Here is a 14,704-nt window from a genome sequence, read left to right as displayed (position 1 = left end):
CCTCCTCCGACGGGCGGGTCCGGGGTCACGGCGTCACGGAGCGCCAGCGGACGTGTTCGGGGACGATGTCGTCGACGTGCCAGTCGACGCTGGAGTCGACGGACACCACGCCCTCCACCCGCTGGGCGCGGCGGACCAGCTCCTGGGCCTCGCTGCGCAGCCGCACGGTCCCGGTGAGATGGACCACTCCGTCGGTCACCGTCGCGGTCGGATCCTCGTCGCGCGCCCGGTTCATGACCTCGGCGATCTCACCGCGCACCTCGTCGGCGATGTCGGAGTCCCCGCGCAGGAACACCCGCAGCAGGTCGGACCGGCTCACGATCCCGACCAGGCGCTTCTCCCCGTCCACGACCGGAAGGTGCTTGACGCCGCGCCGCTCCATCAGCCGAGCCGCCTCGACCACACTGTTGTCAGGCCCCACCGTCACGGCGGGCCGCGTCATGAGTTCGGCCGCGCTCGTGGCTCTGGCCTTGTCCCGCGCCGCTCCGCCGACGCCCAGGTGCGCCCGCAGGCGCGCCCTCGGCGGCGGCACGTAGTCACCGCCCTTGAACTCCTCCTTGTGGAGCAGGTCCTCCTCCGACACCACCCCGACCACACGCCCCTCGGCGTCGGTGACGGGCAGCGCGCTCACGTGGTGGTCGACCAGCGCTTCGAGGACCTCCCGGTAACCGGCGTCCTCCGTGACGGCGACGACCTGGGACGTCATGACACCGCGGACCGTACTCATCGCGGACCCCCCTCGTCCGTCGGGCCGCCGACCCGGGTGAACACGGGCGCGCGGCCGTCGAGTCCCCTTCCAGGCTACTCCCGGAACCCGATCCGGCCAGGGGTGACCGTTCCTGACCGGCACCCGGGTCAGGCGAGGTGGTCGAGGGGCTCGGATCCCTCGCGGACGGTGTCCAGGGTGACGCAGTGGAACCCGCCTCCGAACAGCCGCCGGTGGCGGTGTCGGACCGGCACGACCGTGAACCCGTGCGACTCCAGGCACACCATGAGCTTGGGCCACAGCGCGTTGACGATCACCGTGTCGGGGTCGACCGACAGCACGTTCAGGTCGATGTAGCGGCTGGTGAGCAGGGGTACGCCCGGCGGAGGCTCGGGGAAGCCCCCCTCCTCCGGTTCGGGCGGGAAGATCATTTGCCACCGCCGCAGCGCCTCGGGGAGCCGCCCGGCGACCCCGGGGTCGCGCACGAGGAGGGTTCCCGGTCGCAGTGCCAGGACGGTGGTGTCCAGGTGGTAGTCGCACAACCGGTCGACCCGGTGGAGGCGGAACCGGTCCCCCAGGTGGCGGCGCAGCCACTCCAGGGCCAGGGCGTTGCCCGGCGTGGACACGTTCACGAGGACGTCCCGGCCCAGGCGCACACACTGGGCCGCGTCGAACGTCATCTCCTCACCCGCGGCGGGGGATGCCCCTCCCAGCACCGGCCGGGGCATCACCGTCCACCGCGCACCGCGGCGGAAGTAGTCCCCCAGCACGGGCTTCATCAGTTCCGGCTCGAAGTACCTGGCCCTCAGCTGCGGCGGGGTCTCGATGGCCTCGTCGCCCAGGACCAGCGTCTGGTCGCGGACGTTGAGCGCGGGCAGCATCGTCGCCCGCCAGGAGGGAGTCGCGAACTCCGCGCCCTCGGGCAGGGGGTCGGGGCGGTGCACGGTGACGCCCAGGCCCCGCAGGGTGGTGGCGAGCTCCTCCAGGTCCTCGACCAGTTCGTCGACGTAGCGTCCGGGCAGGCGCCGGGAGGTCCCGCTCCAGTCGGTCCCGCCCTCCTGCCCGAGAAGTTCGTCGTGGTAGAAGCGCCGGAAGGAGATGTCCGGGTCGTGGGCGGGGTGGTGCTCACCCCGGCCGACCACGATCTCCCTGAGCGGCGACCACTCGTCGTAGCTGTTGAGCGGTGACGGCACGGCGGCTCCCCCACGGTCGGTACCGCTACGGGTCTGCCCTCCGCACGGGGGCGCCAATCACCCCGGGAACGCGATCCACGACGGAGTGCGACTTCGGCGCCACTCCCGCTCAGGCAAAGACACGGCACTCGATCGGCGTTGCCCGCCCACTCTTGTCGCTCTCGGTCATTGAATGGGGACGTTTGGCAATATCTCGCCCGTCGAGCACGACTGGAGCACCCGAACGTGTTGAAGCGCCTCGCCGTCACCGCCGCCACTGCCGCGGTGGCGCTGCCGTTGTTCACCGCACCCGCCCACGCCGCCGAGGGCGTCGTCCTCTTCAAGCACGGCCTCGCGAACGAACCCGTCACTGCGGCCGCCGACCCCGCCGAGGGTTGCCACGACATCCCGCAGGTGTTTCCCGGCCTGCCCTCCGCCGAGCGGGCCAAGAACCGCACCGACGGGCTCCTGCGCTTCTACGCGTCGCCCGACTGCCATCATCCGATCGGCCGCAAGGCGCTGCCCGGGGACGTCGTGAGGATCCAGGGCGCGCTGTCCTTCGAGGTCATCGACCTGGAGTAGCGGCGGGAGAACCGGCGGCGGCCACGCACGGCGAGCGTCCGCGCGCGGCCGCCGCCGACTCCGGGGACTCCGCTCACCTGGAGCTTGACAGAATGATTATCATTTTCATTGTCTATCCGGCTTCGCCCCCTGTCCTGGGGAGAGGACCGCCCTCGCCCCCTTCTCCCGCCCGTCACGACGCCCCCGCGAACCCCGGCGCGGTCCCCCGCCGCCGCCCGTTCCCCCGTCCCGAGAAGGAAGGTGCGCCCCGTGGCGCGGACCGCATCCTCGCCCCCGACCGCCCCGCCGCCGCCCGTCGGCGCTCCCCCGCCCCCGCGGACCCCCCGCGGCCTCCCGGGCACCGCCTGGACGGTCGCCGCGCTGTCCGTCCTGCTGGCCGTCTCCGCCGTGCTCGCCATCGGCCTGGGGTCGGCGGTGATCGCCCCGACCGACACCCTCCGCTACCTGTGGGCGGGCACCACCGGTGACCTGATCGGCGCCGACGAGGTCACGCGGTACCAGATCACCTGGCAGCTGCGCACGCCCCGGGTTCTGCTCGCCGCGACCGTCGGCGCGGGACTGGGCGCCGTCGGCGCGGCCGTCCAGGCGCTGGTCCGCAACCCGCTGGCCGACCCGTTCGTCCTGGGCGTCTCGTCGGGGGCGTCGGTCGGCGCCGTCGCGGTGGGTGTCTTCGGTGTCCTGGGCTCCCTGGGCGTCTACGCGGTCTCGGCGGGCGCCTTCCTGGGCGCGCTGGGCGGCACGGTGCTCGTCTACCTCGCGTCGCTGTCGGCCGGCGGCATCACGCCGCTGCGCCTGGTCCTCACGGGCGTCGCGCTGTCCTTCGGCTTCCAGGCGGTCATGGGGGTGATCGTCTACTTCGTCCCCGGAAACGAGGCCACCAGCACCGTCCTGTTCTGGACGATGGGCAGCTTCGGCGCGGCGACGTGGGGCTCCCTGCCGCTGGTCACGGCGATCGTGCTCGCCGGGATCGCCCTGCTCGTCTCGGCCAGCCGCCGCCTGGACGTCATGACCCTCGGCGACGAGACCGCCGCCAGCCTGGGTGTGGACACCGACCGCCTGCGCCGGGGCCTGTTCCTCATCACCGCCCTGATGACCGGCGCGATGGTCGCGGTGAGCGGCGCGATCGGATTCGTCGGCCTGGTCGTCCCGCACGTCGTGCGCATCGTCGTCGGCGCGGGCCACCGCCGGGTGCTGGCGGTCGCGCCGCTGGTCGGCGCGGTGTTCATGGTCTGGGTCGACCTGGTGGCGCGGGTGGTCGCCGCCCCGCGCGAGCTGCCCCTGGGCTTCATCACCGCGCTGGTCGGCGTCCCCGTGTTCATCCTCCTGCTGCGCCGCAGGGGCTACCTGTTCGGAGGCCGCTGATGGAACTGCGTATGGACGGGATGTCGGTCGCCGTCGGCGGCACGGAACTGGTGCGCGAACTGTCACTGGAGGTGCCCGAGGGCCGTGTCGTGGGGCTGGTCGGCCCCAACGGGTCGGGCAAGTCGACCGCGTTGCGCTGCGTCTACCGGGCGCTGCGGCCCTCGCGCGGCACGGTGTGGCTGGACGGGCGGGACCTGAGTGGACTGAGCCTGCGCGAGAGCGCCCGGTCGGTCGCCGCGCTCACCCAGGAGGGCGGCAGCGACCTGGACTTCACCGTCGCCGAGATCGTCGCGCTGGGCCGCACCCCGCACGTGCGGGGCAACCGGCCGTTGGACGCGCGCGAGCGGGGGCTGTGCCGGGCGGCGATGGAGCGCATGGACGTCGCCCACCTCGCCGACCGGGGCGTGCTCTCGCTGTCCGGCGGCGAGCGCCAACGCGTCCTCGTCGCGCGCTGCCTGGTGCAGGAACCGCGGGTCCTCGTCCTGGACGAGCCGACCAACCACCTCGACGTGCGGCACCAGATCGGCCTGCTGTCGCTCGTGCGGAGCGCCGGGATCACCGTTCTGCTCGTCCTGCACGACCTCAATCTGGCCGCCGCGGTCTGCGACCGCATCGGTGTGCTGTCCGAGGGCCGCCTGGTCGCCTCCGGAACCCCCCGGGAGGTCCTCGTCCCCGAGCTGGTCGAGCGGGTCTTCGGCGTGGCCGCCACGGTCGTCCCCCACCCCCTGACCGGAGACCCCCAGCTCCTCTACACCCTCAACCCCGACACACCAGAGGAAGGCACCACATGAGCCACCGATTCGGCCGACCGCCGCGCGCCGCCGCCGCGCTCGGCGCCCTCGCGCTGCTGACCGCGGGCTGCGGAGCCCAGGTCGAGGGCGCCGAGGACGCCGAGGACGCCGCCGCGACCGTCACGGTCAACCGCTGCGGCGAGGAGGTCGAGTACACGACGCCGCGGCGCGCGGTGGTCTACGAGGGCGGCAGCGCGGACAAGATGTTCGCGCTGGGCCTGACCGACCACGTGCACGGCTACGTCCTGCCGCCCGCCAACCCGCCGGTCTCGGAGTCCCCCTGGGCCGCCGAGTACGAGCGGGTGGAGTTCCTCAGCGACGACCTGCTCAACCGGGAACTGGTGGTGGACGCCGAGGCGGACTTCGTGCTCGCCGGGTGGCAGTCCGGCTTCAGCGACGAGCGCGGGATCACCCCCGAGATCCTCGACGGGCTGGGCATCCAGAGCTTCATGCACGCCGAGTCCTGCTACAACTACCCGAACTTCCCCGAGCGCCACACCCCGTTCGAGGGTCTGTACACCGACCTGGAGCGGCTGGGCCGGATCTTCGGTGTCGAGGAGCGGGCCGAGGAGCTCGTCACCGAGTACCGGGAGCGGGTCGAGGCCGTCCGGGAGCAGGCCCCCGGGGGCGACCCGGTTCCGGTGTTCCTCTACGACTCGGGCACCGACCAGCCGTTCACGGCGGCGAGCCAGGTTCCCGCGAACGACATCATCGAGTTCGCGGGGGGTGAGAACGTCTTCGGCGACCTGGACGAGCGGTGGACCCAGGTGGGATGGGAGGCCGTCGTGGAGGCGCAGCCGGAGGTGATCATCATCTTCGACTACGGGGACCAGCCCGCCGAGGACAAGATCGAGTTCCTGCGGGAGTACGAGGCCACCGCCGACCTCCCCGCGGTCCAGAACGACGACTTCTACATCCTCGACTACAACGAGGGCATCTCCAGCCCGCGCAACATCGACGGCCTGGAGGGCTTCGCCGAGTACCTGCGCGAACTGGACTCCTGAGGTCCTGAACGGTGACCTCAGGGGGTTGCCGTCCGGTCCGAGGCCAAGCGCGGGACCACGAGGACACGGCCCCGTGCGGAGACGATCCGCACGGGGCCCGTTCGTGGTGGGGGGTGGCTCAGGCGGTGCGGTCGAACTGGGCCTGGCGCGGCGCCCCGGCCCGACGCCACTCCATGCGCGCCCAGGGGAGCTCGAGTTCGGAGGTGTCGGCGACGTCCAGCGGCTTGAGGTCCTCGACCGCCTCGGCCTCCCGGTGCCGGGCGAACACCGAGTCGGTGTACCGGTGTCCGGTGTCGGCGGCGACGAACACCACCGTCCGGCCGGGGTCGAGCTCGAGCTCCCACCGCGCGGCCAGGTAGGCGGCGCCGCTGGAGAGTCCCGCGAACACGGCGTGCCGCCGGAGCAGGTCGACCGTCCCGGCCAGGGCCGCCTCGAATCCGGTCCAGTGCACGGTGTCGTAGAGGGTGTGGTCGACGTTGCCGAAGGGGATGGCGCTGCCGATGCCCGCGATGATGATGTCCCGGTCGGGCACGCCGTCGCTGGCGAAGGTGACGCTGCCGAACGGCTGCACGCCCACGACGCGGGTGTCCGGGTCACTCTCGCGGAGGTAGGTGCCGATCGCCCCGCTGGAGGCACCGGTCCCGACGCCGCACACGAGCGTGAGGCCACCGCCGCCCGCCTCGCGGCGGATCGTCTCGGCGACCTCGCGGTACCCCAGGTAGTGGACGGGGTCGTGGTACTGGCGCATCCAGTGGTGGTCGGGGTTCGCGGCGAGGATCTCCCGGACGCGGCGCACCCGGCGGTTCTGGTCGAGTCCGAGGTCGTCGGTGGACTCCATCTGCTCCAGGTGGACGCCCAGGATCTCCAGTTGCGCGCGCAGGGTGCGGTCCACGGTGGTGGAGCCGATGATGCGGCAGCGCAACCCGTACCTGTGACAGGCCAGCGCGAGGGCGTGGGCGTAGACACCGCTGGAGCTGTCGATCACGGTGTCGCCGGGCCGGACGGCCCCGGTCTCGATGAGGCGGCGGACCGCGGCCAGGGCCGAGACCACCTTGAGGGTCTCGAACCGCAGGCACAGGAGGCCGCCGCCGAGGTCGATGAGGTCGGGGCGGCCGATCGCTTCGGACACGTGCTCGTCCACGGTCGTTCTCCTTGGTGAGGTGGGGGGTCGTGCGGGCGGAGGCCATCCGCTGGGAGTGGCTGACGGGTGGGCGGGCGCGCGGGAGGGACGAGGGCGCGCGCCCGCCCTGTTCGGGGGCCGGAGCGGCCTCAGGCCGTGCCGGTGGCCCGGTAGCGGTAGAGCGTGGTGGGGTCGGCGCTGAACTGGGAGAACGGGAAGGGTTCGGCGCAGACCCCGGCGACCCCGTGCCCGAGGAAGGCGCGGGCGACGGCGCTCGCGCTCTGGGCGTAGACGTACAGCGGGATGTCGCGCTCGCGGCAGCGCGCGAGGAGTTCGTCGAACGTGCCGTTGCCGAGGGTCATGCCGGTGGCCACGACGGCGTCGGCGGCGTCGACCACCTCCGCCATCGACTCCGTGATCGGGTCGCCCCACCGGGTGGTGCGCAGGTTGAGGTCGCAGGGCAGGCACTGGCCGCCGCGCTCGCGGATCGCGGCCACGAGGGGGTTGACGACGCCGATGAGGGCGATCCTGGCTCCCTCGGTGACGGGGGCGAGCTCGGCGACGGCGGCGTCGCGGGCGGCGGCGCGTTGTTCGGGCGTCCCGGCGGGCAGGGTGACCGGCTCGGCGCGGGGGTCGTCGCGGTGCGGGCGGGTGTGGCCGAGGTGGGCGTCGAGGGCGGCGGTCCGCAGGGGCAGCGGGCCCTCGGCCAGCAGGTCGGCCAGGGGCGCGCCGGAGGCCTCGCGGCACAGGTCCGGCGGGATCTGACCGTCCTCGAAGGCGCAGGCCCCGAAGGCCCCGCCGACGCGGACGGCGACGTACCGGTTGAGGTAGGTGGTGCCGCTCCCGGTCAGGCGGGTGCCGTGGTGCAGCCAGAAGACGCTGGTGGCCGCGGTGTCGCCGACCTGGCCGAGGGCGTCGCGGAAGAGGTCGTCGAGGGTCACCGGCGCTCGTCCTCCCGGAAGCGGAACAGGTAGGTCAGGACTCCGTCGCCCCAGTCGTGGCGGTGGTGGACCTCGCCGGAGAAGCCGGAGCCCTCGGCGTGGGCGACGATGCGGCGCAGGTCGGCGGTGTTGGAGGCGATGAGGTAGACCTCGGCGTCCGGGGCCAGGAGGGGGCGCTCGCGCAGTTGGGTGAAGAACGTCGCGGTGATCGACGCGCCGACGCAGACGTTGCGCACGACGTCGGGGTCGATGCTGGTGGGATGGCTGACGGCGGGTGGGTTGAAGGTGACCACGTCGAAGCGGGCGTCGTCGGGCAGGCCCGCGAACATGTCGCTGACCCAGGGCACGAGCCGGGTGGTGGTGCCGCCGTCGAGGACGCGGTCGAAGTTGCGGGCGGTGGCCTCGACGCTGGGGGCGTGTACGTCGATCGCGTGGACCTCACCGGCCCCGCGGGCCCCGGCGGCGACGGCCTCCACGCCGAGACCGACGCCCATGGCGGCGTAGCGGCGGCCGCGCACGTCGATGTCGTCGTCCAGGAGGCGCTGGTGGATCATCCGGCTGGTTCCGCCGGGCAGGAAGACCCCGGGCGGCACCTCGAAGTCCCAGCCGTTCCAGGTGTAGGAGCGGGTGGTGCGCAGGTCGTTCCTGGGCGGATTGACGGCGAGGATCCGCTCGGCGGGCAGTGGCGGGGGCAGCTCGGTCACGAGGGAGCGGTCCACAGGGGTCCTTCCTGGGGCGGATGTGGCACGCGGACGCGAAGGGGGCGCGGGGCGTCCGGGTTCCGGAGGTCGTGCGCTATCTTAATGAAAACGATAACCATTGTCATCAAAGAGTGTCGGGAACCACCGTTCGGGACGCCGTCGATCGACCCGCCGCGGAGGCACACCGCCCCGGGAACGGTGTCGGCCTCGGGACGCGGGGGCGGCCCGACGGACGGTGTCGGCTCCGCGCGGGGATTCGGTCTCGGGAACGACCGCCGCCCCGGGCACGAAGGCGCCCCCACGGTCTCGACACCCCGCACGGGACCGGCACCGCGCGGGGTGTCGGCCGTGTGCCCGGCACGGCCGTCCGGGCGAGTCCGCGCACGGCCCCCTCCCTCACCGACCGCACGTGGAAAGGACGTCGAACGACCGTGGCCCACCCTCAGGAGACCCAGATCGCAAGCCCCTCCCCACCGCGCACGCGCGTGCTGCCGGACCCGGCCTTCCTCCGGTTGTGGACGGGCAACACCGCCTCCGGCCTGGCCACGTGGGCGATGCCGTTCATCCTCGGCCTGGCCGTCCTGGACGGTTCGCTCACCGCCCTCGGGCTCGGCCTGACCCTGGCCACGCGCACCGCCGGTTTCCTCGTCGCCCTCCCCCTCGGGGGACTGCTCGCCGACCGGTTCTCCCGCCGGTCGGTGGTGCTGTGGGCGGGGCTCACCGCCGCGGTGGCCACACCGGTGGTCGCCACCGGCGTGGGGACCTCGGCCATCGCGCTCGCGGCGGTCGCGGCGGCGTTCGTCGGCGCGGGTCAGGGCGCGTGCCGGCCCGCGTTCCAGGCGCTGACCGCCGAGGTGGTCGACGAGCCCCGGCGGCAGCGGGCCAACGCGGCGCTCACCATCTCCGTCAGGGTGACCACCCTGGTCGCCCCCGCGCTGACGGCGCTGCTGTCGACGGTCCTGGGAACGACCGCCCTGCTGCTGGTCACGGCCGCGACGTGGGCGGTCGCGGCACTGGCCCCGCCCAAGGGGGCACGGGTGCGGCCGGTCACGGCGGCCCCGGGGCGGCCGTGGTCGCCGGTCACCGACTTCGCCGACGGGCTGCGCGAGGCCCGGCGGCACACCTGGTTCCTCGCCGGGTTGGGCGCGCTGACCGCCGTCATCGCCGCCGGATACTCCGCGACCAGCGTCCTCCTGCCGGTGGTCAGCCGCGACACCTTCGGCACCGAGGCGGTGCTGGCGGGTGCGATGACCGCCTACACCGCCGGGGCCCTGGCCGGGGCCGTGCTCATCGGGCGCTGGCGTCCCGCCGCCCAGGGATGGGCGGCGCTGGCCGGTCTGGCGCTGTACGGGTTCGCGCCGCTGAGCCTGCTGTTCCCCGCGAGCCCGTGGACGGTGGTCGCCGCCTACGTGCTCGCGGGAATCGGGATCGAGCTGTTCAACGTGCCGTGGTTCACCGCCGCCCAGAGGGAGGTCGCGCCGGACAAGCTCGCCCGGGTCTCCTCACTCGACTTCCTCTTCTCCTACGGCCTGGCACCGGTCGGTCTGGCGCTGATCGCCCCGGCGACGCAGGCGTTCGGCACCGAGGCGGTGCTCGCCGTGTGCGCGGCCCTGTGCTTCCTCGGTCCGGGCGCCGCCGCGCTCGCCCCCGGGGCCAAACATTTCGGCGCGGGAACCGGACAGGCCACGCGAACGACCTGAACAGGGAGAACAGCACCAGCATCGGCGCGACGCGCCGGCGACGAGGAGAACGCCGCCATGGAACAGGCCGAAGGCACACCCCCCGAGGACGCGGCGGAACGGACGCGGCGCGGGGCATGGACGGCGCTCCGGCCGCTGGTCCTGCGGCTGCACTTCTACGCTGGGGTGTTCGTCGCCCCGTTCGTCCTGATCGCGGCGGTCACCGGACTGCTGTACGTGTGGACGCCGCAGATCGAGGACGCCGCCTACGCCGACCTGCTGCGCGTCGAACCCGCCGGGGAGACCCTGCCGCTCCACGAACAGGTGCGGGTGGCGCGGGAGGAGCTGCCGGACGCCGAACTCGACGCGGTGCGTCCGCCCACGACCGAGGAGGACGCCACGCGGGTGCTGTTCGACGTGCCCGGGTTGGGCTCGGGGCAGCGGGCGGCGGTGTTCGTCGACCCCTACGACGGTGACGTGCTCGGGGTGACCGAGTCCTACGGCACCAGCGGGGCGCTGCCCGTGCGCACGTGGATCGAGGTGTTCCACCGGAACCTGCACCTGGGCGACGTCGGACGCCTGTACAGCGAACTCGCGGCGAGCTGGCTGTGGGTGGTCGCGTTGGGCGGCGTCGCGCTGTGGATCGCCCGGGTGCGGCGGTCGCGAGGCGGGGCGCGCCGTGCGCTGGTGCCCGGTTCGGGAACGTCCCGGGGGCGGGCGCGGTCGGTCTCGCTGCACGGCGCCACCGGTCTGTGGATCACGGTGGGCCTGCTGTTCCTGTCGGCGACCGGGATGACGTGGTCGCAGTACGCGGGCGGAAACATCGCCGACCTGCGGGAACGGATGTCCTGGACGACCCCGTCGGTGTCCGCGGAGGCCCCGCCCGCCTCACCCGGCGTGGATCTGGGCGTGGACGCCGTGTCGGCCAGCGCGCGGGACGCCGGTCTGGACGGCCCGATCGAGATCGCCTACCCCGAGACGCCCGCCTCGCCCTACGTGGTCCGGCAGCTCGACCGGCTCTGGCCGACGCGGGCGGACAGCGCGGCGATCGCGCCGGACACGGCGGAGGTCACCGACGTGGTGCGGTTCGCCGACTACCCGCTGATGGCCAAGTTCACCCGGTGGGGGATCGACGCCCACATGGGGCTGCTGTTCGGGGTGGCCAACCAGGTCGTGCTGACCGTGCTGACCGCGGGTCTGCTGGCCGTCGTCGGCTGGGGCTACCGGATGTGGTGGCAGCGGCGGCCCACGCGGTCGCGGGCGCTGGGGGTCGGCCGTCCCTACCCGCGCGGTGCCTTCCGAGCGCTGCCGCTGCCGCTGAAGGCGGTGACCGTGGTCGTGCTGGCGGCGGTCGGCTGGGCGGTGCCGCTGGTCGGGGTGTCGCTGCTGGTGTTCCTGGCCGTGGACGCCGTCCTCGGGTGGCGTGCGCGAAGGAACGGCCCGGCGGGGGCGGACGCGGCGGATGCGGCGGTCGGGGCGGACGCGAAGGAGCGGACCCGCGAGCGGGATGAGACACTGACCGGGACCTCATATACCCCCTGACCGTATCGGAGCGCCGATGACCCCCGACCGCCTGGAGGAGACGAGGACACCCGACCGGGTGGGCGGCACGACCGTGCTGCTGACCCTGGTCATGGCCTGGTCGATGCTGCCCCTGTTCACGGTGGCGGCGTTGGCGCCGCGGCTCGGCCCCGACCTGGGCACGGGACCGGCGGAGTTGGGACTCGCGGTCGGCGCCGGGTTCGCGGTGGCCGCCGCGCTGTCCCCGCTGGCCGGTCGGCTGACCGACCGGTGGGGGCCGCGGCGGTGCACGGTCGGGCTGCTGGTGCTGGCGGCGGTCGGGCTGGGGCTGCTCGCGGCGGCTCAGGACCTGGTCACGCTGTGCCTGGCGTTGGCGCTGTCCGGGCTTCCACAGGCGTTCGCCAACCCGGCGACCAACAAGGCGATCCTGCGGTCGGTGCCCGCCGAACGGCGGGGCGGCGTGACCGGGTGGAAGCAGTCCGGGGTACAGCTCGGCGCGTTGGTGGCGGGGGTGCCCCTGTCGCTGGTCGCGGCCTGGTCGGGGTGGCGGGTCGCGATCGCGGTGGCCGCCGCGGTCGCGCTGCTGCTCGCGGTGTGGGCGCTGCTCACGCTCGCCGCCGACGCCCCGGGCGGTGGCGCACGGGGCGCGGGCGCCGGGCCGCCGCCGCGCGGCCCGGTGGCGCGGCTGGCGGTGTTCTCGCTCTTCCTGGGCGTGGGGGTGTCGTCGATGAACGCGCACGTGGGGCTGTTCGCCGCCGACGAGCTGGGGTTGGCCCCGGTGGCGGCGGGTCTGGTGGTGGCGGTCCTGGGTGTGGCCGGGGTACTGGGCCGGGTGCTGTGGGCGGCGAGGGCCGACCGCCGGGGACCGTTCGGCCTGCTGGCTCCGCTGGCGGGCGGGGCCGTCCTGGGGCCCGTGCTGCTGGTGGCGGCGGCGTGGGTTCCGGCGCTGGTGTACCCGGCGGCGGTCGCCGTCGGGGGGCTCGCGGTGGCGGCGAACGCGGTGTCGATGATCGCGGTGATGACCGCCGTGCCCGGGCCCCGGGCGGGGCGGGCCACGGCGCTGGTGTCGGCGGGGTTCTTCGCGGGGTTCGCGGTGGGTCCCGGGGTGCTGGGCGCACTCGCCGAGGCGGCCGGTTACACGTACGCGTGGGGCTGGCCCGCGGTCGCCCTGATCGCGGCGGGCGCGACGGCGGCCCCGTGGCTGCGTCGGGGCGGCGGGGAGGGCGGCCGTGAAGCCTGAGGACGTGGTGGCCGCGGCCGCCCCGGACGGGATTCGAGCAGGCGGCGGCCTGACGGCCCCGTGTCTGGAGGCGTGGTGGCGGTGACCGGGGAACGGTCGCGGGAGAACGGCGGGGACGGACCCGGACACGCGAACGCCGACATGACGTCGGTGGCGGCGCGACGCGTCCTCGACACCCTCCTCGACGGCGTCGAGGGCCTGCACCCGGGGTTGGACGGCCGGTATCCGCTGTTTCGCCGCTCCGGCGACGCGTGGGTCACGAGTCGGCGCGGGTCGTGGACCGGGGGGCTCTGGGCGGGGCTGCTGTGGCTGCGGGCCCTGGAGCGTCCCGGGTCGGCACACGTGGCGGCCGCCCGGGGGGCGAGTGAGGGGCTGGCGGTGTGGGCCGAGGCGGACACGGCCACGCGCGGACTGGTGTTCTGGTACCCGCTCGCGCTCTCGCGGTTCGCCGTTCCGGGCGGCTTGGACCCGTTGGAGGAGGCGGCGGGCCGGGCCGCGCGGTCCTTGGGCGGGCGGTTCGCCCGCGAGGCCGGGGTGGTCCCGTGGGGTGACGCCTTCGGGGGCCCGGGCGACCTGGTCCGTGTGGACGGTGCGCCTGGTGTGGCGCCGTTGATGTGTGCGGCGCCGGGGGTGTCGGAGTCGGTCGTGGCGGCCGGGGCGGAGCACCTGGTCCGGCATCTGCGGCTGTGCTGGGACGGGTCGGCGGTGGTGCCCGTGCGGCGGTTGGGCCGGGACCGGGTGGTCCGCGGCACGGCGCCGACGCGGTTCTGGTCACGGGGGAGGGCCTGGTTGCTGACGGCGTTCGCGGACGCGGTGCGGCTGGGGCTCGTGCCGCCCGACGACCCGGAGATGGGGGCGGTGCTGGACGCGGGCGCGCCGCTGGTGCCCCCGGCCGACACCGAGGACGCCGAGGGCCCGGTGGACACGGGGGCGGCGGCGATCGAGGCGGCCGCGCTGCTGCGGTTGGCGCATGCGCTGGAGGCCGCGCCGCCCGTCCACGCGGACGCCTCCGTCCAGCGGCGGTCCCTTCCCGACCTCCACGGAACGACGCCCCGGGCCGGGAGTACGGACACCCCGACCGACGACACGGCCGCGGCCCCGGACCCGGACTCCGCGCGCCACAACGGAACCGAGCGTGATGCGGGCGCTCCGACCGACGGCCCCGTGTTCGGCGCCGCCCCTGTCTGGGAACCGGGTACGACCTCCTCGGCCCGTACCCGCCGGGCCACGGGTGTCCCGGCACCGGCCCCCGCACCGCACGTCGCGGCCGTCCGGGGCACGGACACGGGGGCCGGGCCCCGGGCCGCGGCCGCACGGGCGCGGGCGCACGCGATCGTGGGGGCGTTGGAGCGCGACCACCTGGGCACGCACGGCCTCGGCCGGGGGTCCTACGAGACCGCCGACGGGCTGGTCACCGGGATCGAGTCCGTGTGGGGGAACTTCTTCCTCGCGCTGGCGGCGGCGATGGTGCTGGGCACCGTCCCCGCGGACCTCGTCTGACCGTGAGGATGTCCATGAGCGTCTTCCGGCCCCGCGACGGCCCCGTGCCACGGCCGCCATGCGGGACGCGCATAGCACGACAGACCCACCGCACGCCGTGCTCCCCACCGAACACACCCGCCACCTTCGACACCACTCCGAACACCGCGAGCCCGGGCGTCGGCGACGGATACCGCATCCGCGGACCTCGTCTGACTCGCAGACCTCACGTCGACCGCACGCCGCAGCCGCCACCTGGGGCATCAAGCCCAACCTCACAGCGCCCGCCCCGCCGCTCAGGAGTCCGGGCGGCCACCCCTCGACACGCGCTCACCTCCCGTGTCAGCCCTACGGTGGGCACCCAAGCGGCGTATCCGACCCTTCCGGCGTACGCGGCACGACCCAC

13 protein-coding genes are annotated in these 14,704 nt (G+C 74.2%); 8 read left to right on the top strand and 5 right to left on the bottom strand.

Annotation, left to right across the window (positions count from 1 at the left end):
- Window positions 1–25: 25 nt before the first annotated feature.
- Window positions 26–727 carry a CBS domain-containing protein gene (locus tag KIK06_RS26600; RefSeq protein ID WP_017598484.1) on the bottom strand — a complete coding sequence of 234 codons (702 nt, stop codon included), beginning with the start codon at window positions 725–727 and terminating at the stop codon, window positions 26–28.
- 128 nt (window positions 728–855) lie between these two features.
- Complete coding sequence (locus tag KIK06_RS26595) at window positions 856–1,899, bottom strand: glycine amidinotransferase (RefSeq protein ID WP_268645571.1); 1,044 nt, start codon at window positions 1,897–1,899, stop codon at window positions 856–858.
- Between the two features lie 225 nt (window positions 1,900–2,124).
- On the opposite strand from KIK06_RS26595, the gene KIK06_RS26590 reads away from it, so the two are divergent.
- The 4 genes from KIK06_RS26590 (at window position 2,125) to KIK06_RS26575 (ending at window position 5,617) form a co-directional block, all read left to right on the top strand.
- Entirely contained in the window at window positions 2,125–2,460 is a 336-nt protein-coding gene (locus KIK06_RS26590) for a hypothetical protein (RefSeq protein ID WP_268645570.1), read from the top strand.
- 249 nt (window positions 2,461–2,709) lie between these two features.
- Window positions 2,710–3,822, top strand: coding sequence for a FecCD family ABC transporter permease (locus KIK06_RS26585; protein WP_017598482.1), 1,113 nt, complete (start codon window positions 2,710–2,712; stop codon window positions 3,820–3,822).
- Window positions 3,822–4,613 carry an ABC transporter ATP-binding protein gene (locus tag KIK06_RS26580; protein ID WP_017598481.1) on the top strand — a complete coding sequence of 264 codons (792 nt, stop codon included), beginning with the start codon at window positions 3,822–3,824 and terminating at the stop codon, window positions 4,611–4,613. The genes KIK06_RS26585 and KIK06_RS26580 overlap by 1 nt, the downstream gene beginning before the upstream one ends.
- Complete coding sequence (locus KIK06_RS26575) at window positions 4,610–5,617, top strand: ABC transporter substrate-binding protein (protein ID WP_268645569.1); 1,008 nt, start codon at window positions 4,610–4,612, stop codon at window positions 5,615–5,617. Before KIK06_RS26580 ends, KIK06_RS26575 begins: the two co-directional genes overlap by 4 nt.
- 118 nt (window positions 5,618–5,735) lie before the next feature.
- Here the strand turns inward: KIK06_RS26575 and KIK06_RS26570 are convergent, their stop codons facing one another.
- The 3 genes from KIK06_RS26570 to KIK06_RS26560 all read right to left on the bottom strand — a co-directional run bounded on the left by KIK06_RS26570 (window position 5,736) and on the right by KIK06_RS26560 (window position 8,397).
- A complete protein-coding gene (locus tag KIK06_RS26570; protein ID WP_268645568.1) occupies window positions 5,736–6,758 on the bottom strand; it encodes a pyridoxal-phosphate dependent enzyme in 1,023 nt (340 codons plus the stop codon).
- A 128-nt stretch (window positions 6,759–6,886) separates the two neighbouring features.
- Window positions 6,887–7,678, bottom strand: a complete 792-nt coding sequence (locus KIK06_RS26565) for a Rossmann-like domain-containing protein (RefSeq protein ID WP_268645567.1) — start codon at window positions 7,676–7,678, stop codon at window positions 6,887–6,889.
- On the bottom strand, window positions 7,675–8,397 hold the full coding sequence (locus KIK06_RS26560) for a methyltransferase (protein ID WP_268645566.1): 723 nt from the start codon (window positions 8,395–8,397) through the stop codon (window positions 7,675–7,677). Before KIK06_RS26560 ends, KIK06_RS26565 begins: the two co-directional genes overlap by 4 nt.
- 413 nt (window positions 8,398–8,810) lie before the next feature.
- On the opposite strand from KIK06_RS26560, the gene KIK06_RS26555 reads away from it, so the two are divergent.
- The 4 genes from KIK06_RS26555 to KIK06_RS26540 all read left to right on the top strand — a co-directional run bounded on the left by KIK06_RS26555 (window position 8,811) and on the right by KIK06_RS26540 (window position 14,319).
- Entirely contained in the window at window positions 8,811–10,079 is a 1,269-nt protein-coding gene (locus KIK06_RS26555; RefSeq protein WP_268645565.1) for an MFS transporter, read from the top strand.
- A gap of 57 nt (window positions 10,080–10,136) precedes the next feature.
- Window positions 10,137–11,600: a PepSY-associated TM helix domain-containing protein gene (locus KIK06_RS26550; RefSeq protein WP_268645564.1), complete on the top strand. Its 1,464-nt coding sequence runs from the start codon at window positions 10,137–10,139 to the stop codon at window positions 11,598–11,600.
- A gap of 16 nt (window positions 11,601–11,616) precedes the next feature.
- On the top strand, window positions 11,617–12,819 hold the full coding sequence (locus tag KIK06_RS26545) for an MFS transporter (RefSeq protein ID WP_268645563.1): 1,203 nt from the start codon (window positions 11,617–11,619) through the stop codon (window positions 12,817–12,819).
- Between the two features lie 81 nt (window positions 12,820–12,900).
- Window positions 12,901–14,319, top strand: a complete 1,419-nt coding sequence (locus tag KIK06_RS26540) for a hypothetical protein (protein ID WP_268645562.1) — start codon at window positions 12,901–12,903, stop codon at window positions 14,317–14,319.
- Window positions 14,320–14,704: the final 385 nt, after the last annotated feature.

It is taken from the genome of Nocardiopsis sp. EMB25, assembly GCF_026797795.1.
GTDB classification, from domain to species: Bacteria; Actinomycetota; Actinomycetes; order Streptosporangiales; family Streptosporangiaceae; genus Nocardiopsis; species Nocardiopsis lucentensis.
This window is presented reverse-complemented; position numbering and strand designations above follow the sequence as displayed.

Excerpts from the sequence above, each read along its gene's own strand:
- KIK06_RS26550 (WP_268645564.1), top strand. The coding sequence starts at position 10,137 with ATGGAACAGGCCGAAGGCACACCCCCCGAGGACGCGGCGGAACGGACG.
- KIK06_RS26545 (WP_268645563.1), top strand. The coding sequence starts at position 11,617 with ATGACCCCCGACCGCCTGGAGGAGACGAGGACACCCGACCGGGTGGGC.
- KIK06_RS26580 (WP_017598481.1), top strand. The coding sequence starts at position 3,822 with ATGGAACTGCGTATGGACGGGATGTCGGTCGCCGTCGGCGGCACGGAA.
- KIK06_RS26600 (WP_017598484.1), bottom strand. The coding sequence starts at position 727 with ATGAGTACGGTCCGCGGTGTCATGACGTCCCAGGTCGTCGCCGTCACG.
- KIK06_RS26575 (WP_268645569.1), top strand. The coding sequence starts at position 4,610 with ATGAGCCACCGATTCGGCCGACCGCCGCGCGCCGCCGCCGCGCTCGGC.